The organism is Catenibacterium sp. AM22-6LB (genome assembly GCF_003435615.1).
GTDB classification, from domain to species: Bacteria; Bacillota_I; Bacilli_A; order Erysipelotrichales; family Coprobacillaceae; genus Catenibacterium; species Catenibacterium mitsuoka_A.
Genome location: NZ_QTUM01000012.1, coordinates 24372 through 44567 on the forward strand (window position 1 = coordinate 24372; position 20196 = coordinate 44567).

General features: G+C 34.4%; 22 protein-coding genes and 1 other annotated feature. Of the genes, 4 read left to right on the forward strand and 18 right to left on the reverse strand.

Going from position 1 to position 20196, the window contains the following annotated elements; all coding sequences use genetic code 11:
- Positions 1-2 precede the first annotated feature (2 nt).
- Positions 3-224 carry a ferrous iron transport protein A gene (locus tag DW269_RS04365; RefSeq protein ID WP_117458706.1) on the reverse strand — a complete coding sequence of 74 codons (222 nt, stop codon included), beginning with the start codon at positions 222-224 and terminating at the stop codon, positions 3-5.
- A 12-nt stretch (positions 225-236) separates the two neighbouring features.
- Positions 237-446: a FeoA family protein gene (locus DW269_RS04370; protein WP_006505528.1), complete on the reverse strand. Its 210-nt coding sequence runs from the start codon at positions 444-446 to the stop codon at positions 237-239.
- Positions 447-609: 163 nt separating this feature from the next.
- Between DW269_RS04370 and DW269_RS04375 the strand changes: the two genes are divergently transcribed.
- The gene (locus DW269_RS04375; protein WP_006505529.1) at positions 610-972 is read left to right on the forward strand and encodes a metal-dependent transcriptional regulator; all 363 of its coding nucleotides are present in this window, start codon (positions 610-612) and stop codon (positions 970-972) included.
- Positions 973-1151: 179 nt separating this feature from the next.
- On the opposite strand, the gene DW269_RS04380 is transcribed toward DW269_RS04375, so the two are convergent.
- Positions 1152-3731: a cation-translocating P-type ATPase gene (locus DW269_RS04380; protein ID WP_233502419.1), complete on the reverse strand. Its 2580-nt coding sequence runs from the start codon at positions 3729-3731 to the stop codon at positions 1152-1154.
- A 204-nt stretch (positions 3732-3935) separates the two neighbouring features.
- Here DW269_RS04380 and DW269_RS12580 point away from each other — a divergent pair, with 204 nt between their 5' ends.
- A complete protein-coding gene (locus tag DW269_RS12580; RefSeq protein ID WP_158546305.1) occupies positions 3936-4079 on the forward strand; it encodes a hypothetical protein in 144 nt (47 codons plus the stop codon).
- An 8-nt stretch (positions 4080-4087) separates the two neighbouring features.
- Here the strand turns inward: DW269_RS12580 and DW269_RS04385 are convergent, their stop codons facing one another.
- The 11 genes from DW269_RS04385 to DW269_RS04435 all read right to left on the reverse strand — a co-directional run bounded on the left by DW269_RS04385 (position 4088) and on the right by DW269_RS04435 (position 13228).
- Complete coding sequence (locus DW269_RS04385) at positions 4088-4582, reverse strand: small multi-drug export protein (RefSeq protein WP_117458708.1); 495 nt, start codon at positions 4580-4582, stop codon at positions 4088-4090.
- Between the two features lie 44 nt (positions 4583-4626).
- Positions 4627-5103 (reverse strand): DNA-deoxyinosine glycosylase, encoded by a 477-nt coding sequence (locus DW269_RS04390; RefSeq protein ID WP_117458709.1) that lies wholly within the window; start codon positions 5101-5103, stop codon positions 4627-4629.
- On the reverse strand, positions 5100-5882 hold the full coding sequence (locus DW269_RS04395; protein WP_117458710.1) for an SDR family oxidoreductase: 783 nt from the start codon (positions 5880-5882) through the stop codon (positions 5100-5102). Before DW269_RS04395 ends, DW269_RS04390 begins: the two co-directional genes overlap by 4 nt.
- Positions 5883-5910: 28 nt before the next feature.
- Complete coding sequence (locus tag DW269_RS04400; RefSeq protein WP_117458711.1) at positions 5911-6816, reverse strand: hypothetical protein; 906 nt, start codon at positions 6814-6816, stop codon at positions 5911-5913.
- A 53-nt stretch (positions 6817-6869) separates the two neighbouring features.
- Complete coding sequence (locus DW269_RS04405; RefSeq protein WP_117458712.1) at positions 6870-7817, reverse strand: Ig-like domain-containing protein; 948 nt, start codon at positions 7815-7817, stop codon at positions 6870-6872.
- 64 nt (positions 7818-7881) lie between these two features.
- Positions 7882-8628, reverse strand: a complete 747-nt coding sequence (locus DW269_RS04410; protein WP_233502420.1) for a ZIP family metal transporter — start codon at positions 8626-8628, stop codon at positions 7882-7884.
- A 196-nt stretch (positions 8629-8824) separates the two neighbouring features.
- Entirely contained in the window at positions 8825-9265 is a 441-nt protein-coding gene (locus tag DW269_RS04415; protein ID WP_117458713.1) for a hypothetical protein, read from the reverse strand.
- Positions 9266-9346: 81 nt separating this feature from the next.
- The gene (gene feoB, locus DW269_RS04420) at positions 9347-11692 is read right to left on the reverse strand and encodes a ferrous iron transport protein B (RefSeq protein WP_117458714.1); all 2346 of its coding nucleotides are present in this window, start codon (positions 11690-11692) and stop codon (positions 9347-9349) included.
- 50 nt (positions 11693-11742) lie between these two features.
- Positions 11743-12261 carry an RNA 2'-phosphotransferase gene (locus DW269_RS04425; RefSeq protein ID WP_117458715.1) on the reverse strand — a complete coding sequence of 173 codons (519 nt, stop codon included), beginning with the start codon at positions 12259-12261 and terminating at the stop codon, positions 11743-11745.
- Positions 12237-12698, reverse strand: coding sequence for a GAF domain-containing protein (locus tag DW269_RS04430; protein WP_117458716.1), 462 nt, complete (start codon positions 12696-12698; stop codon positions 12237-12239). Before DW269_RS04430 ends, DW269_RS04425 begins: the two co-directional genes overlap by 25 nt.
- A complete protein-coding gene (locus DW269_RS04435; protein ID WP_117458717.1) occupies positions 12698-13228 on the reverse strand; it encodes a nitroreductase family protein in 531 nt (176 codons plus the stop codon). The genes DW269_RS04430 and DW269_RS04435 overlap by 1 nt, the downstream gene beginning before the upstream one ends.
- Before the next feature lie 323 nt (positions 13229-13551).
- Between DW269_RS04435 and DW269_RS04440 the strand changes: the two genes are divergently transcribed.
- Complete coding sequence (locus tag DW269_RS04440) at positions 13552-14517, forward strand: hypothetical protein (protein ID WP_117458718.1); 966 nt, start codon at positions 13552-13554, stop codon at positions 14515-14517.
- A 2-nt stretch (positions 14518-14519) separates the two neighbouring features.
- Positions 14520-15194: a PspA/IM30 family protein gene (locus DW269_RS04445; protein WP_117458719.1), complete on the forward strand. Its 675-nt coding sequence runs from the start codon at positions 14520-14522 to the stop codon at positions 15192-15194.
- 156 nt (positions 15195-15350) lie between these two features.
- Here the strand turns inward: DW269_RS04445 and DW269_RS04450 are convergent, their stop codons facing one another.
- The 4 genes from DW269_RS04450 to ltrA form a co-directional block, all read right to left on the reverse strand.
- Positions 15351-16172 (reverse strand): MetQ/NlpA family ABC transporter substrate-binding protein, encoded by an 822-nt coding sequence (locus DW269_RS04450; RefSeq protein WP_117458720.1) that lies wholly within the window; start codon positions 16170-16172, stop codon positions 15351-15353.
- Positions 16173-16195: 23 nt separating this feature from the next.
- Complete coding sequence (locus DW269_RS04455; protein WP_117458721.1) at positions 16196-16867, reverse strand: methionine ABC transporter permease; 672 nt, start codon at positions 16865-16867, stop codon at positions 16196-16198.
- Entirely contained in the window at positions 16857-17894 is a 1038-nt protein-coding gene (locus tag DW269_RS04460) for a methionine ABC transporter ATP-binding protein (RefSeq protein ID WP_117458722.1), read from the reverse strand. Before DW269_RS04460 ends, DW269_RS04455 begins: the two co-directional genes overlap by 11 nt.
- A gap of 42 nt (positions 17895-17936) precedes the next feature.
- Positions 17937-18172, reverse strand: a binding site (T-box leader).
- 209 nt (positions 18173-18381) lie between these two features.
- Complete coding sequence (gene ltrA / locus DW269_RS04465; protein WP_117458723.1) at positions 18382-19665, reverse strand: group II intron reverse transcriptase/maturase; 1284 nt, start codon at positions 19663-19665, stop codon at positions 18382-18384.
- Positions 19666-20196: the final 531 nt, after the last annotated feature.

Below are 20196 nucleotides of genomic sequence, written 5' to 3' on the forward strand. Positions count from 1 at the left end.
AACTAATCCTCCACTTCAATCATCTGCGCATCTGCTTTACGCAAAGATAATTCATAACCACGTACTGTAATTTCTACTGGATCTCCTAAAGGTGCAACTTTTCTTACATAAACACTCTGTCCTTTAGTTAAACCCATATCCATAATTCTTCTTTTTACTGGACCTGTACCAGTTACTTTTTTAATAGTTACTGTTTCGCCCACTTTTACATCTTTTAAGTTCATGTTACGCCTCCCTTAAAACAATATACGATTGGCCATCTGTTCAGAAAGCGCAATCCTACTGCCTTTCACATTACAAATAATTCCGTTATCTACTTTACTGATAATAGTTACTTCTCCATCTACTACAAAACCAAGTTCTGCTAGATGATTCTTTACTTTATCAGTTCCTGTAATACGTCTAATAATGACTGTATCTCCAGGATTTGCCATACTAATTGGCATATAATCCGCCTCCTCAGATGATTAGACTAACCTAATTAGCCTTTTCTAACTTCATTGTTAGTATAGCCTTACTGTTTTTATATGTCAACAAAAATATTAGCAAAGCCTAACTTTTTCATTATTTGAATTTTTATGCTATAATGATTCAAATGAGGTGAATAAGATGAGTGAATCTACAGAAATGTACTTAGAAACTATATTAGTTATTCAAAAGAAGAAAGGACATGTGCGTTCCATTGATATCGCCCGTGAAATGAATTTCTCTAAACCTACTATTTCACAGCAGATGAAAAGATTAAAAGAGAAGGAACTCATCAACATGGATGAAGATGGTGCCATTACATTAACAGAAGCTGGTGCTAAGATTGCGAATATGATATTTGAAAGACATACTGAATTAAGAAATATCCTAGTTCATATTGGAGTCAGTGAGTCTACTGCTTCACAGGATGCATGTCGTATCGAACATTATATTTCACCAGAAACTTTTGAAGCTTTAAAAGCTTATTTTAAAAATAAGATCTAAATAAAAAAATCACAGGTGTGTGCCGTCCTGTGATTTTTTTATGTCCTCTATTTTAAGGAACTGAGAATATGAAAGGATATGTTGTGTTTAGTAAAGGGTTAGCCTTTACTAACTAAATAATACTGCTCATATGAGATAAATGCAACAGAAATAGTAAAAAAACACCTGCGATGCAGGTGTTAACGTTTATTGAAACGTTTAGAGATTTCTACGATTGGGATAACTGAGAATGCAAGTAATGCTGCAATCGCGAAATGAGATGGATCAAGAGGCACTAAACTAAATAAATGAGAAAGAGGTGTAAAGATGATGGCTAACTGTAATACAAGACCTAAAGCTGTTGCACCCCATAAATATTTATTGTTGAATACCTGTTTATTAAATACTGAATGATGACTCTTTACGTTAAAAGCATGACATAATTCAGCACCTGACATGGTGATAAAGGCCATAGTCATCGCATATTCATGATTACTGAAATACTGACCAATTGAATAAGAAACTAAAGTAAGTAAACCTACCATAACACCCTGCCAGATGACTTTCACCATTAAGCCATTCGCAAAGAAACCTTCATCCTTTTCTCTTGGTTTTCTATCCATGATATCATCTTCAACTGGTTCTAAACCAATCGCAAAGGCTGGTAAAGCATCTGTGATTAGGTTAATCCATAATAAATGAATAGGTAATAGTGGTACACCAAATCCCCAAGAAGGATTAATTAACGCAATAATAGAAACTAAGAAGATAGCTAATACTTCACCAATATTACTTGATAATAAGAACTGTACATCCTTCTGGATATTATCAAAAATACCACGACCCTGTTTAATAGACTGAATAATAGTCGCAAAGTTATCATCTGTTAGGATCATAGTAGCAGCATTCTTCGCTACATCAGTACCTGTAATACCCATCGCACAACCAATATCTGCAGTCTTTAAGGCTGGTGCATCATTGACACCATCCCCTGTCATAGCGACAATCTTATTCTTTGATTTCCATGCTTTGACGATATTTACTTTATGTTCAGGAGCCACACGTGCATAAACACTATATTTTTCTACATTCTTTTCTAATTCTTCCTGAGACATCTGAGATAATTCTTCACCAGAAATGACTTCCTGTCCCTCACTTAAAATACCTAAATCTTTCGCAATGGCAGTCGCTGTTGTCTTATGGTCACCAGTGATCATAATAGTACGCACACCTGCATGTTTAGCAACTCTAATGGCTTCTTTTGCTTCTGGACGAGCTGGGTCAATCATACCTACAAACCCAATAAAGTCCATATCATTTTCTATTTCTTCTACTGTAATGTTAGTAGGGATTGTATCATATGTCTTCACTGCCACAGCTAAGACTCTTAATGCATCTTTAGCCATTTCATCATTGGCAGTCATAGCCTGGTCACTATCTACATCACGACATCTATTTAAGATCACATCAGGTCCACCTTTAGTAATAGACACATAATGATCTCCGTCCTTCACAATAACACTCATCATCTTACGATCAGAATCAAAAGCTAATTCTCCTACACGTGGATACTTTTCCATGAGTGCTTTCTTTTCAAAGTTCATCTTTTTACTTGCTTCTACTAGTGCAACTTCAGTAGGATCACCTAGTACCTTACCATCATCAATAGAAGCATCAGAACATAGAGTAAATGCATTCAACATATCAATAGTCTTAGAATCTGCTTCTTCTAAATCTTTTACTTCATCACCATCTAAGTAAGTCTTTAAGATAGTCATCTTATTTTGTGTTAATGTACCTGTCTTATCAGAACATACAATAGAAGTACTACCTAATGTTTCTACTGCAGGTAGTTTACGAATAATGGCATGCTGTTTAACCATCTTAGTTACACTGACAGCTAAGACAATAGTAACAGTAGCTGCAAGTCCTTCTGGTACTGCTGCAACAGCTAAAGCTACAGCTGTCTTAAATGATTCTAACCAGCTAATACCACTCAATGATTCAAGAATAAATACAATCACACAGATCACAATACAAAGTAATCCAATTGTTTTACCAATTTCATTTAATTTAACCTGTAATGGTGTTAATTCCTTTTCACTCGCATTCAACATGCCAGCAATCTTACCTACTTCATTATTCATACCAGTAGATGTCACAATTGCTTCACCACGACCATAAGTCACTACTGTAGAAGAGAAGACCATATTTGTCTGGTCCCCAATCACAACATCCTGACTAATAGGATCAGTTGTCTTTTCTACAGGAACAGATTCACCTGTTAAAGCTGATTCATCTACCTTTAAGTTATAAGCTTCAATTAATCGTGCATCACTAGGAATCATATCCCCTGTTTCAAGAATAATAATATCACCAGGCACTAATTCTTTAGATGCAATTGTCTGTTTCACACCATCTCTTAATACCTTAGATTGTGGTGCAGATAATTCCTGTAATGATTCAAGACTCTTTTCTGCATGACTCTCTAATACAACACCTAGAATCGCATTCATCATAACAACTATTACGATAATAAGAGAATCAATCCAGTCACCTGGTTCTACAATAATAGAAACTACTGCCGCAATAATTAAAATAATAATCATTGCATCCTTAAACTGATCTAGAAAACGTAAAAGAAGAGACCTTTTCTGTGGCTTTTCTAGTTCATTTGTACCATATATGCCTTGTCTCTTCTTTGCTTCAGAAGAAGTGAGACCCTTTTCAATATTTGTATCCAAAGACTCTTTTACTTCTTCAATTGTTTTTTTATACATTTGTATTCCTCCTTTAATAAAAACAATCGTTTTATTAAAGGTCTCGCTGATCATAAATGACCAAAACAATCCGGTTATGTAAACATAACGTGTTGACGAACGGTTCTGTAAGAGCTACTCCCCTTTAATTAATATTATTCTACCAAATTCATATTGCTTGTCAATCATAGAACGTTAATCCTATAATAACTTGAGGTGAAGATTATGAAAGAAGAAGAACTGAAACTATTAGAAAATGAATTCTGTTTAGGGTGTGCAAGAAGCTGTGATCTACTTCATCCTAATTGTGAAAGAGGATTAGTGAAGATGCAGGAAATCTTAGAGGAATATAAAAAGAGAGATGATTAGTCTCTCTTTTAAAATGCAGCTAATAAGCCATATGATAATGAACCAACAATAAGTGTCGCAAGCAGGATACCTAAGAAGATGGCAGTAATAGCCTTCTTGAAGTCCATATCAAGTAATGCAGCCACTAAAGAACCTGTCCATGCACCAGTCCCTGGTAATGGGATACCTACAAATAATAAGAGTCCTAAGAATTCACCATTACTCATATTCTTACTCTTATTCATAGCACGGTTTTCTAGTTTTTCAATCAAAGGTCTGAAGAAGTCAAACTTCTTAAGCCATTTAAATATACGTTTAATAAATAATAAAATAAATGGAATTGGTAAGATATTTCCTAGAATACATAGAGGTACTGCATAACGAATATCTACTTTTAATAATGCTGATGCAATTAATCCTCCACGACATTCAAGAATAGGAACTAAAGATACAATAAATACTGCAAGCTTAGATGAAATGTATTTACCTAATGTTCCTGCAAACCATAATGCGATTGATTCCATATATGTCCTCCTTGATTAACATGATTAATCATACAGAAAGGTTATTACAAAGTCAATTTTTTCTTCCATATATCAACTAAATCACATAATCGATAACGTGCATTGGCAGGAGAAGAGGAAGGTAAAAGGATTGCTTTTATTCCTGTTTCTTTTTCCTGATATTTCTTATATAGCTTTAAAGATGTGCCTCCATTACAATATATTCTTTTAATATTTGTACCTTGTATTAATGTCTTAATATCATTTGGTACGACATCCTTAATAGAGGCATCACTGCTTCCTGTAATAGTACATGAGTGGATGATATCCCATATCGCAATATGATGTTCCAGTAACATCTTTTTCTTATCTTCTATTGTTTCATAGTTTGTCTCTGTGATAGTACCAATAATTTTCCAAAATCTATTTTGTGGATGTCCATAATAGAAAGAAATTTCCCTTGATTTCACTGAAGGGAAACTTCCTAGTATCAATACTTCACATTGTTCATCTATGATTGGTTCTAATGGATGTTCAATCATACTTTTCTCTTTCCATTCACAAATCCTGTACATGAACTCAAAAATGAACGTGGTAAGAGTCTTGCTGCAAGATTTAATAAGTGTCCTGATAAACCAGTAAACTGAACTAAACGATTATCAAACAAACCTTGAATACCTATTTCAGCCACTGCTTCTGCAGACTGTGGTTTAAATAATTTAAACATCGGAGACTGCCCTAAGTTAGCTACATCCATAAATCCTGTTTTAGTAGGGCCAGGGCATAAACATGATACTTCTACATTATAATTCTTTAACTCATACGCAATGGATTCACTAAAAGACAATACAAAAGCTTTTGTTGCATAATAGGTAGACATATAAGGTCCTGCACAAAGTCCTGCAATAGAAGCCACATTCAATATACGGCCTTTCTTTCTACGTTTCATTGACTGACCAAATACATAAGTCATCTGCATTAAAGCCATTATATTCAATAAAACCATCTTTTTCTGTTTTTCCCATGATGCATCATGGAATGCTCCATGATCTCCAAAACCTGCATTATTCACTAGAATATCAATACTTATATCATCAAGAACTAAGTTATTATATAAATCCACAGCAGCATCTTCTCCTGTAAGATCCATTGCAACCACTTTGATATGTACATCATATTCTGATAATTCTTTCTTTACTGCTTCTAGTTTTTCTCTATGACGTGCAACAAGAACAAGATCGTATCCTTTTCTCGCAAACACACGTGCACATGCTTTCCCTATTCCATTAGAAGCACCTGTAATTAATACTGTTTGTGACATCTATTTCACCCCTTTCTACCATCATACTTTATCTTGATAGATTGTCAAATAAACTGTCTTTGCTTATACTCTCCATACCTAACATGACTTCATCAATAAAGTCATCAATATATATTAAATGTGGCATATCATTCATCTTAAAGATCTTTAATAATTCTTCTTCTACATAATGTTGATCAATAGCTTGAGCACATATCACAACGGCTTCGGGATTCAACATACCAATAATATTCTGTAGTTCTATGACAAGTAATTGGCTTCTGCCTTTCATAGAACGTCTATTCTTATTTTCTATCAAAGGCATATAACGAATTTGCCCGGCAATAGAACTCTTTCCTTCTACAAGATGTCCATTAATAACTATTCCTAAACGTGAATTGACTTTTGAATCCAATAAGACGATAGAATCATACTGCATATGCTTGATATAAGCGCCTATAGCCCCCATATACACATCATTCTTTACAAGTACACGTTGTTTATAATAGTGCTTTAAATCTATATTACAATCAGGTAAAGAGAGACATATTGTATGCACCTGAGCATTCAACATTCCATCAATAAAAGAACATAATGCATCATGATCTAACTTAGGTATATCTCTTCTCTTTTCTTCCATCATCTCACTATAAAGATTATAAAGACGTCCTATAACTGTTATTGTCTTATCATGCTTATATGTATAAATACATAACGTCTGTGAAAACTCTCCATTCACTGTATAAGACATACTTGGTCTACCACCTGTTGATTCTCTATAGCCTGCCTTAATCACTAGATTACTTTTCAACATTTCTTCTAAAAGACTATCAATCGTAGACAAAGATAAACCTGTATAGAATACTAATTCATTCTTAGTACAACCACCCTGTTTTACTAATGATTGAATAATCTTTATCACATTCTTTTTTCTAACACCCCTTATTTCATTCATATCCTACCCTCCAGCAAGCGCTTACTATATAAACAAAAATAGAAAGAGAATCCTTAACGATTCTCTTGAATTCTAATCTTTCTTTTAATAAAAGAAATAAATGTGATAAAACCAAATAAAATAGCTAAAAATACAACTAATGCGATCATATAAGAAAAAGATGACTTCTCTTCTTTTTGAACCTTCTTATTCTTTTTCTTAGTCTTTTTTACAAGTTCTTCCTGTTTTGGTGTTTCTATCGTTGTATCCTTATTTTTCTTTACTTCTACACGTATAGAGACTTTATGTGTAGACTTATATAACTTCCCATAAACTGTATACTTACCCGCTTCATTAAAGACCTGGTTGTCCCAAATAATCTTAACCTTCTTACTTGTCTTATTAGAGTAACTAACAGTCGCATATTGTGGTAATTCTGCTTCTACACCCACTGTAGTAGAAACAACTGCAGGAACACTCACACTTGTAATAGATGCATACTTTACATGAACTGTCTGTGTAATCGTCTGGTCATAAATATGACCAGTTAAAGAAAAAGTATGTACATATTTTAAGGCATTATCATCATAATTATCCCAGCGTATAATTTCATTTGATTGATCCCCATTGGACCATGTCACAGAAGCGGTGGCAGGTAAAGAGAGAGCTTCTCCTATAATCACTGTTTTATTGGCTAATTCATCGATATGTGTTATTTTAGCCGCTTCTACATTCACTATACAACTTGTTGTCACTTGTAAGTCCGCAATTGAACCTGTGACAGTAAATTGACTCGCATTTCTTGTCTTATATAAGCTTTCATCAAATGTATTCCAGTCGATATTATAATCCTTCTCACTCCCATCATAGAAAGTAATCTTTGCCTTGAGTGGAAGTGATGGTGCTGTTCCAGAAGCTGTTGTTACTTCTCCATCATAACTGACATTGACTACATGATTATCTGCATAAACTGGGCTTATAAAAAACAAAGACATCAATAAAACTATGAATATCTTTCGCATTTATTTCACCTCTTATCTCTATCTTATGCTTAATTTAAATAATAGTAAAGATGAATACTACGAATTAACCTAATGCCACATCTAGAACCATCATCAAAGTAAAACCTACTGAAAAAAACAAGACACCTAGGTGTGAATGTTCTCCCTGACTCATCTCAGGAATTAATTCTTCTACTACCACATACATCATTGCGCCTGCCGCAAAACTAAGTAGATAAGGCATCACTGAGATAATATAACGTGCAAGTAAGATTGTAATGAAACCACCTATGGGTTCTACAATACCTGATAATGTGCCATACATAAATGACTTCAATCGTGACGCACCTGTACTTCTTAAAGGCATGGATACAATAGCACCTTCAGGAAAGTTCTGTATTGCGATACCTAAAGATAGTGCGAGTGCACCCATGGCCGTAATTGTATGATTTCCTGATAAGTAAGATGCATAAACAATACCGACTGCCATTCCTTCAGGAATGTTGTGAATCGTTACTGCAAGTACAAGCTTGATTGTTTGAGATAAGTGACTTCGTGGTCCTTCCTGACTATGGTCTAGATGCATATGAGGAATCAAATGATCAAGCAATAATAAGAATAGAATACCTAACCAAAATCCAATAAGTGCAGGAATAAAGGTAGACGCCTGTTCAAGTGAAGGAATAATTAAACTCCAGATAGAGGCAGCAACCATCACACCTGCCGCAAATCCAGTAAGTGCTTTTTGTATATTGATACTTAATTCTTTTTTCATAAAGAACACACAGGCTGCACCTAATGTTGTTCCAATAAAGGGTATAATTAAAACCATATAATACCTCCTGTCCTTCATATTACATAAATTAGTTAGTAAGCACAAACTATATGATAAAGAAAAAAGATAAGCATGGGGAACACTTATCTTCTTTCTTGTATTTACTCTTGTACTTTGTAGTCTAACGAAGGGAAGGGATTGCTTGACTACGATATATATAATACTTAAAGATTGTGTTAAGATTATAATTCGATTATGTCAAATTATGTGAATCCTTTTTCCCAAACAAGTACATATCATCTATAGGAATAATATTCCTCATGTATTGTGTTATATCTATTTCTTTGAGAATAACATCTCCTACGGCAGATACATTATAGTTGTATTCATGTCCATCTTCATCAATTAACTGAATACGCCACCAGTCACGATTTGTAGATGATGGATGATTAGAAGATTCAAGAAAGAATTCTTTTAATAGTTCTAAGAGTGTTTCTGCTTTTTCTTGACCTATATTCACTCTTTTACGTCTAGTGATTCTTCTAGAGTTAAATCCATCTCCATAATCATATCCGGTAAACCAGATGTGTCCATCACCTAGGATTGTTAAACGCTGACTGACTTCTACGCAAGCATCTGGTTTAATCCCACGTCCTTTCGCATCTGAATAAAGTATGATTTTAGATAACTTCATGATGAACACCTCCTTCAATACTTTTATTATAATTAATCACAATAAATGTATCAAACATTACAACTATTTTGAAAAAAATAATTATATAAAGAGTAATCCAATAGTATGTACGATAAAGGCACAAATCCAGGCAATAACACACTGGAATACCACAATTTTCATAGCCCAGGCAGCGCCTAATTCTCTTTTAATAGAAGCAATAGCTGCTACGCAAGGTGTATATAATAAACAGAATATTAAGAGTGATAATGCACCTAGAGGTGTAAGTACTGTCATTAAAGATTCTGTTCCTTTGAATAATACTGAGAGTGTAGAAACAACACTTTCTTTAGCCATAAATCCTGCAATAAGTGATGTAGAGATTCTCCAATCACCAAAACCTAAAGGTTTGAAGATTGGTGCAATGAATCCTGCTATCATAGCTAAGATACTATCCTGTGAATTAGTAACTAAATCTAATCTTAAGTTAAAGCTCTGTAAGAACCAGATGACAATAGAAGCGATAAAGATAATTCCAAAAGCTCTTTGTAAGAAGTCCTTGGCTTTATCCCATAATAATTGGAAAGTAGTCTTTGCGCTAGGCATACGGTAGTTAGGCAGTTCCATCACAAATGGAACAGCTTCACCCTTGAATAAGAAACGCTTAGAAATAAGTGCTGTAATAATACCCATCACAATACCAAAGATATATAATCCAACCATGACTAAGCCAGCCTGTTTAGGGAAGAATGCAGCTGCAAAGAATGCATAGATTGGAAGTTTTGCAGTACAACTCATAAATGGTGTCAACATGATTGTCATCTTACGGTCACGTTCTGAAGGAAGTGTACGGCTTGCCATAACGCTTGGTACAGAACATCCAAATCCAATCAACATTGGCACAATACTTCTTCCTGATAAACCAATCTTTCTGAGTAGTTTATCACTTACAAAAGCAACACGAGCCATATATCCTGTATCTTCTAGTAATGATAAGAAGAAGAATAAAATAACGATAATAGGTAAGAAACTGATAATAGAGCCCACACCCTGGAATACACCATCAATAACTAATGAATGAAGTACTGGATTAATATCCCATGCAGTGAGTCCTTGATCAACTATTTTAGTCAATGCATCTACACCCATTTCCATAAGTGACTGCCCCCAGGCACCAAATACATTAAAGGTTAAGAAGAATACCAAAGCCATAATAATGATAAAAGCTGGTACACCTGTATATTTACCTGTTAAGACTTCATCAATCTTACGGCTTCTTTCTCTTTCTTTACTTTCATGTGGTTTAACAACTGTTTCTTTGACTAATTTATTAATAAAAGTGAAACGCATATCTGCAATAGCAGCAGTACGGTCTAATCCTCTTTCTTCTTCCATCTGTGAAATGATATGTTCAATCATTTCTTTTTCATTTGTATCAAGGTCTAAGGCTGCTTCTACTCTTGCATCACCTTCTACTAATTTATTAGCTGCAAAACGTAATGGTATACCAGCTCGCTTTGCATGGTCTTCAATTAAATGCATGATGGCATGTAAGCATCTATGCACTGCTCCACCTTCATCATTTTCATCACAAAAGTCCTGTCTTAAAGGTGCTTCTTGATATTTCGCTACATGGATGGCATGATTCACTAGTTCATCAATACCTTCATTCTTAGCTGCAGAAATAGGAACAACTGGGATACCCAATAGTTCTTCCATCTTATTTAGATGAACATAACCACCATTACCTCTTACTTCATCCATCATATTCAGTGCAAGAACCATTGGTACATCTAGTTCCATTAACTGCATAGTGAGATATAGGTTTCTTTCTATATTTGTTGCATCTACGATATTGATGATTCCTTTGGGTTTTTCATCTAAGATATACTGTCTAGATACTAATTCTTCACTTGTATAAGGAGATAAAGAATAAATACCTGGCAAATCAGTTACAAGTGTTTCTGGATGTCCTTTAATAGACCCGCTCTTTCTATCAACAGTCACACCAGGGAAGTTCCCTACATGTTGATTAGAACCTGTTAATTGATTAAATAATGTAGTTTTGCCACAGTTCTGGTTACCTGCTAATGCAAAGGTAATCTGTGTTCCTTCTGATAAAGGATTTTCAGTTTCTTTATCATGATATTTACCACCTTCACCAAGTCCTGGGTGAATATGGTGTTGAATAGGTGGAATAGGTGTATGATCTTCCACACCTTTAGTTGTCATATCTATTCCAATCTTTTTTGCATCATCTAAACGTAATGTTAGCTCATAGCCATGAATACGTAATTCCATTGGATCACCCATTGGGGCGAATTTCTCCAATGTTACAACAGAACCTGGTATTAAACCCATATCTAGGAAATGTTGTCTTAATGACCCAGATCCCCCTACATAAGTAACTGTAGCACTTTCGCCAATCTTTAACTCATCTAGAGTCATAAAAACCCCTCCTTTATATTCTCTAGACAAGTATAGCACAAAAGGCTTCCTTAGGTGGAAGCCAATAAGTATTTTGTAGGTATAATCTTTGTAAGATAGATATTGTTTTCTGAGAGAAAGAACTTGTATCCGTCTTTATACATCTGTTTTGTATCAATAATAAAGACATACGGTTCACCATGTCTTGAGCCAACCTTCGTTGCAGTTTCTTTGTCTTGAGACAAATGAACGTATAAACGTGTCTGACTCAAAATACCTTCTTCTAGAATAGAAGAAACAAAACGAGTTGCTGTGCCATGATATAGAATATCTGGTGGCTGGACTTCTTTTAAATCTGCATTAACAGGAATAGAATGTCCTTGATTCGCACGTATTCTTGTATGATCGACATTATACGAATAACGCTGTTTCTCATCTTCTCTCACAATTGTATCTAATTGTTTTAATGTGATATTTAATGCATCTAATATCTTTTGAACATCACCATAACCATGATCATCTAATTCAAGACCAATACTTTCTGGACAATGTCTGAGAATATAACTTAAGCGTCTACTTTTTCGCTCCATAATGATTTCTCCAATACTTTACCAAGAGCTTCAAATAACTCCTGTTCCTGATCACCAAAACGAGCCAATGAATTAGAATCTACATCTAATACTGCAATCACTTTACCTTCTTCATCATGTAAAGGGACTACAATTTCAGACTTTGCTTCTGCATCACAGGCAATATAGCCAGGGAATGTAGACACATCTTCAATAAGAATTGTCTGGTCTCCCTGTACACATACACCACATGCGCCCTTTCCTACTTTAATATGTGTACATGCCACTTTACCCTGGAAAGGACCTAAGACAAGTTCCCCTGCTCTCATCACATAAAAGCCTACCCAGCTAATATCATCAATTACATCCATCATTAAAGCACTCGCATTAGACAAGTTAGTCACAAACCATTCATTTGGTGAAATAAGTTCTTCTAATTGTTTTATTAATAACTCCATTATTGTTCCCCCTGTGTATATTCCTCATAAGACACAATCGCATTGAGTGGTTTTCTCTTATCATGCATTGGTCCAGGTACACAATCTTCTCTTGGATAACCAATAGGTAAGATCATCACTGGTACATAATTTTCAGGAATATTAAACTGTTTGATTAACTCCTTATAATCAAAAGAACCTACATAAGTAGACCCTAATCCTAAATCAAAGAGTTTAAGCATCATATATGTAGCAACAATAGACACATCTACTTCACCACATTCTCTATTATGCATATCCTTCCATGATACAGTCTTGTCATAACATAAGATCATTGCGAGAGGCGCATGGAAATGATATCTAGTACATTCCTTTAGTTTTGCAAGATTATCTGGATCTTCTACTACAAGTATTCTTTGTGGCTGATAGTTTACAGCTGTAGGTGCTATTCTTGCAGTTTCTAATATTTTATCTATTTTTTCTTTTTCTACCTTCTGATTAGAGAACTTTCTAACAGAGTATCTTTCTTCTAATAACTGATCAAATTCCATAAGATTTTCTCCTTATAGAACTATTATATAAGAAATACTCTTCTAGATAAACAAAAAGCGATCAATCGATTGCTTTAGATTGTCAACAAATTAGATGAAAATGTAAGTTTATATAGAATTGCTATTTGAAGTAAACAATACAACTAGCGCTTCATAATAGTTCTTTAAAATCTATCACCTTTTATTTTATGTTATAATAAACGAAATAAGTTACTTGTGTCTCAATTTCTTACATTTCTTACATTTTCTATTTATCTCTACTTTTAAAAATTAAATTAAGTTATAATTATTGTACTAAAAAAACAAGGAAAAGAGGTGAAAATATGCCAAGACCTGGAACTAGCAGTGGTGGGCATCGTTCTTCTGGTGGGCATTCAAGTAGTCGCGTAAGTGGTGGTCATCACGTTGGTCAATCAAGTCGTCCTACAGGAGGTTCCTCTTTTAATAGAGGCCCTTCTATAAACCATTATCATAATACTTCTCCTTATCGAAGAGGCTATTATAGAAATAGCAGACATGGTTATACAGGTTCTACTAGTGGTTTAGGAACATTAATTGTTTGTATTATTATTATTTTTGCGATAATTGTTTTTAGTTTTTTCATGATAAGCAATAATCATAATAAAGTTGTTTCTACAATTAATCGTGAAAAAATAGAAAATCGTGTTCCTTATAACAATAATTGTATTAAAGATGAATTAGGTTATATTGAAAACAGTTCACGACTTTCTAAAAATCTTATGAACTTCTATAATAAAACGGGAGTTCAGCCTTATATTTATTTAAAAAGCTATGATTCGACTCTAATAAGTGATGATCAAAAAAATAGTTACGCACAAACTTGGTATGAAGAAAATATTGATAATGAAGGTACGTTTTTACTCATCTACTATGCGGACTCTAATCCTAATGAAATTGGATATATGGCTTATGTCAATGGGAAACAAGTTACTTCTGTAATGGATAGTGAAGCGATTGATATTTTTTGGAACTATATTGATCGTTATTGGAGTGATAGTTCGCTTTCTACAGTAGATGTTTTTACAAAGGTATATGATTCTACCGCAAAAACGATTATGACAAGAACAACTACTTCTAAAGATATTATAAAAATTATATGTATTATAGTTGGAATTATGATTGTTTTAGGTGGGACCATTTATATCTTACGCATAAAGTTTAAACGTGATAAAGAAAAAGCCGAAGAAACAATTGAAATTTTAAAAACACCTCTTGATAAAACTGATGAATTAAGAGAGAAGTATTTAAATGAAGAAAGGAAAGAATAACTATGGGAATTATTTCTAGATTTACTGACATTATGAAAAGCAATATTAATGCTTTATTAGACAAATGTGAAGATCCAGCAAAAATGATTGATCAAACATTAAGAAATTTAAAGGAAGATTTAGCTGAAGTAAAAAAAGAAACAGCTAATATTATTGCGGATGCAAAAACTGCAGATCGTCAAGTGAAAGAATGTGAAGCAGAAATCGCAAAATATACAACAGCTGCACAAAATGCCTTAAAGGCTGGTAATGAAGATGATACTAGAACATTAATTGCTAAAAAGCAACAATATGAAAGCAATCTTGTTTCTTATAAAAAGACACAAGAACTAACTCATGCTAATGAAGATAAAATGCGTCAAATGTATGATAAACTTGTCAATGATATTGAAACATTAGAAGCTAGAAGAGATGCTATTAAAGCAACTGTTGCTTCTGCAAAAGCTCAAGAACATATTAATACAATAGTCTCTGGTGGAGATAAGGCTAAATCTTCTATGGAATCATTTGAACGTTATGAAAAGAAAGCTGAAAAAATGTTAGATGCAGCTACTGCTGAAGCCGAATTAAATGCTCATACAAGTGCAGCTTCTTCTTTAGCTGATAAATATACCTCAAAAGGTGATGCTTCTGTAGAAGACGAACTTGCTGCTATGAAAGCAAAGCTTGGATTATAATTACATTTGTATATTCCTCATACTAGTAACAAATTTAATGAAAATATCAATTGGGATAACCCAAATTGGTATTTTTATTTTTTTTTGCTTAAAAAAAGACTGTTAACATTTTGTTTGTCAACAGTCTAAAAGCGGTCGAATGACCGCCTCAATTCATTATTCTGCAGGTTTTACAGATACTCCAAATTTCTTTTCAATCCATTTCTTAGTGCTATCGCTCTTTAAGATTTCAACTAGTTTCTTAATTGCTTTATTATCTTTATTTGATTCTTTTACAGCGATAATATTCTGGTAAGTCTTTGCAGCTTCAGAATTTGAATCTTCAGAAGTAATGATCTTATCTGTTACTTTTGCATCTAATGCATAGTTACCATTAATAATACCAAAATCAACATCAGGTAATTTAGAAGCCACCTGTGCAGCATCTACTTCTACTAATTCAACTTTTTTGTTGTAAGAAACAACATCCTTCTTAGTTGCAGTTACACCTGTGTCTTTCTTTAATGTAAGAACACCATTGTCTGCAAGTAATAATAAAGCTCTTGCTTCATTTGTAGCATCATTAGGAATTGCAATCTTAGCACCATCTTTAATATCAGATACTGCTTTATATTGAGTTGAGTATAATCCTAAAGGTTCAAAGTGGATTGCACCTACTGATACTAGATATCCATCATCACCCTTCTTATAACCCTTATCCTTGTTGTAAGAAGTTAAGTATGGCTGATGCTGGAAGAAGTTTGCATCTAATGAACCATCTGAAGTAGATGGGTTGATGTTAGGATAATCTGAGAATTCCTTAATCTTTAATTTATATCCTGCTTTTTCAAATTCTGGCTGGATATGCTTTAAGATAATAGCATGAGGTGAAGTTGTTGCACCTACTGTAATAGTTTTAGAATCTGACTTACTTCCACATCCTGCTAATGAGAAAGCTAAAAGACCTGCTGTAAATACTTTTAAAATGTTTTTGTTCATAATATTTTCCTCCAATGTATTAATTAATGTGTTGTTTTTTCTACGAGTTTGTCACCAATTGCCTGAACAATTGAAATTAAAATAAGAATTAAGATAATAACGACGAATGTGATATCTCCCATTGATCTCTGTAGACCATATCTGATCGCCATATCACCAAGTCCGCCTGCGCCAACAGAACCAACAATCGCAATCTGTCCAACTAACGCAATAAATGAAATTGTAAGACCTCTGATCATCCCTGGAATATTTTCTCTTAGATAAACATCAAAGATGATTTCTTTTGTACTGAGTCCCATCGCAATACTTGCTTCAATGATTCCTGGATCAATTTCCATAATGGCTGATTCCATCTGTCTTGCGACAAATGGTGCTGTTCCTATAACTAGAGGAACAAGTGCACCTTCGATACCAATAGTTGTACCAAATAAGGCACGAGAGAGTACTGCAACAGTAGGAATCAAGATAATGAATGGGATAGATCTAAACAAGTTAATAATCTTATCTAAGAGCCAGAAAACAGGTTCATTTTCTTTTAAACCATCTTTTCTAGTGATTACTACGATTACTGCTAAGAAGACTCCAATAACGACTGAGATTAAACCACTGACAACTAACATAATTAATGTATCAATAATTGCCTGTGGAAAATCTGAAGCAAACTCTATAACGTTTGGAAATAACTTAGTTACCACGTTTAATCACCTCCACTTTAACTCCCTGCTGTTTTGTGAATTCTAATGCTTTCTTGATATCTACATCTTCACCAGTAAAGATTGTAATGAGTGTACCAATTGGCTGTCCCTGGATAATTTCTACATTCCCAAAGATAATAGAACAATCAACACTATAATCTCTTGATAATACTGAGATTAATGCGACATCTGTATTAGAACTCTGATACTGTAATTTTACCATCTGCTGGTTTTCATTTAACTGTGTAATACGATGATTGTCTTTAATCAATTCATCAATCTTATTAAGATTGTTTGTAGTTGCAATAAAGTTCTTAGTAATCTGATGCTGTGGATTAGAGAAGATATCTACAATGTTTCCTTGTTCCACAACTCTACCATCTTCCATCACTGCCACCTTATCACATACTTCCTTCACTACAGCCATTTCATGAGTAATTAAAATAACTGTTAAGCCAAGTTCTTTATTTACTTTCTTAATAAGCTGAAGAATACTTTGTGTTGTCTGAGGGTCTAAAGCACTTGTGGCTTCATCACATAGAAGTACTTTAGGATTGTTGGCAAGCGCTCTTGCGATTGCGACTCTTTGTTTCTGTCCTCCAGATAACTGACTTGGATAAGAATCCTTTCTTTCTACCAAATCGATAAGTTCGAGTAATTCTAAGACTCTCTTTTGAATCTTATCCTTACTCCAGCCTAGATGTTTTAATGGAAAAGCGATATTGTCATAAATAGTACGACTGTTGTAAAGATTAAAGTGCTGGAAGATCATTCCAATCTTTTCTCTTTCTTTTCTTAAATCTGCATCGGATAGTTTTAATAAATCTTTATCTCCAAATACAACAGCACCGCTATCAGGTTTTTCTAATAAGTTGATACATCTTACTAATGTAGATTTACCAGCCCCTGAGAAACCAATAATACCGTAGATTTCACCTTCTTCAATATTCAGACTGACATCTTTGACAGCATGGACATCGCCATCTTTAGTCTTAAAAGTCTTTGTAACATGTTCTAAGTGGATCATGTTTTCACTCCTTCCCTTAAATAAAAAACGTTCTCATCCATATAATAGGACGAGAACGTAATGTTTCGTGTTACCACCTAAATTCATTATTAAGTCACCTTAATAACCTCTTCGAGTACCTGCATACTCTATCGCTGTAACGGGCGCTCCCGTCATGACTTACATTTCAGCCATGCAACTCCAAGACCATCTTCCTATAACTTCCCTTCATTCCTTCTCAGCTAACGGAACTCTCTGTATAAGTTTCATTACAGTACTCTTCTTTTCACTGTCTTTTCTTGATGTGGTTTCATCTTAGCACCACAAATTTAGTGCGTCAACACAAAACACGATAATATCTACTGCTTTAGTAGGATTATAGTTTTATAGAATAGGGTACCATAGTTTTAAACTATATCAGTGCATAATCGAGTAGGAGAAAATAATTAAAATTATTTTCGTCCTCTCACACCACCGGGCAAGCCGTTCGGCACACGGCGGTTTAAATCTATACTGAAATATGTTTTAACTGATATTGGTCTGTCAATGATGGCAGACCTTTTCTATTTAGTAATCCATTTGTTATCACGGATAAAAGAAATGTACTCGCACATCTAGCGTATGATTTACGAGTATTCGACCAGGTTTTAGCTTGCCATTGGTAGGCTCCTAATTTCCTTAACTGTCTTTCTCTATTTTTGTTTGTTTTCCATTTCTTCCACAGATACATTCTGATTCTAAATCTTATCCATCTATCGATTTTTTGACATATCATTTTGAATTGTCCTATTCGATAGTAATTAACCCATCCTATAATAAGCTGTCTAAGTTTTGTGCATCTATACTCCCACGATACTGACCAGCTTCTTTTTGTAAGCTTCTTTAATTTATCTTTTAATTTATTGATTGACACTTGGTGGGGTTTTGCTTTCCATTGTCTATGGAATTCATCATAATAGAATCCAAAACCTAGATATTTGATATCATTTGGTTTGGATACTTTACTTTTAGTCATATTGACTTTAAGACCGAGTTTATTCTCAATGTACTTGCTTATGTTAGCCATAACTCTATCGGCTGCTTTACTGCTTCCCACTAAAATGATGCAGTCATCAGCGTATCGTGTAAAGCGCAGTCCTCTTGCTTCAAGTTCTTTGTCAAGTTCATTGAGTATGATATTACTAAGAAGTGGACTTAGATTCCCACCTTGTGGTGTTCCGATAATTGACTCCTTATATTCTTTATCAACCATGATTCCACTGACAAGGAATTTTCTAATGAGCGATACAATCTCTCCGCTTTTCACATCCTTCATCACAAGACTAATCAGTTTATCATGGTTGACTGTATCAAAGAATTTCTCCAAATCAATATCAACAACCCATTGGAATCCATCATTCATGTATTCCAATGCTTTGATAATTGCCATTTCACAACATCTATTCGGCCTAAATCCAAAACTGTTATCACTGAATTTCGGTTCATAGATTGGTATAAGTACTTGTGCGATTGCTTGTTGTACAAACCTATCTAAGACTGTTGGTACTCCTAACTTTCTAACACCACCGTCAGGTTTTGGTATCTCTACTCTTTTTACCGGTTGTGGTTTATATGTTCTTTTACGTATCGATTCTTTGATTTCATCAAGATTTTCATCTAAATAATCCTTTAAATCCGATACTTCCATACCATCTATTCCACAAGCACCTCTGTTTCTTCTTACTTGGGCCAGTGCCAGACCAAGATTTTCTTCACTTAGCATCTTATCAAGTAATGTGTTATCAGTTTTCATAATTTCCGTTACCTCCATTTCTCTCGCTATCCATTATGCTCACTTCCCCTACATTCTTCTTTCGGGCTTCCTAGTGTATTTGTACTATCTCTGACGCTTACGCATAATGGAATCAATCCTAATTTTAATAACTGATAGATTTATTCGGTCCTTCGCTCCATTTCCATTACAGAAATTTCTTCACTACTACGACCTCTGCTGACTTCTTGTGATTCGCTGTTGCTAGGATAATTATCCCTCACAAGACCTCCCGGGATAAGGTCATATCTCTTTCTCTCCATATATCCGCCACATTTACATATAACAGTCCTATTCCGCAATCTCTTATGACTTCGTGTTGTTTTGCACACTCATCCCCGTTTATACGCCTTATATGTGATTCGTGTTCCTCGGACCAGAGTTTTGCCTCCATCTTCTTTCAGATTCTATCTCACGATAGACACCCTTGATTTTGGCTAGTGGTTGGCAGTTGCGACATCGCCCCCACAGTGGACTTTCACCACCTAGATATATGCCATGCCCGGCATACAA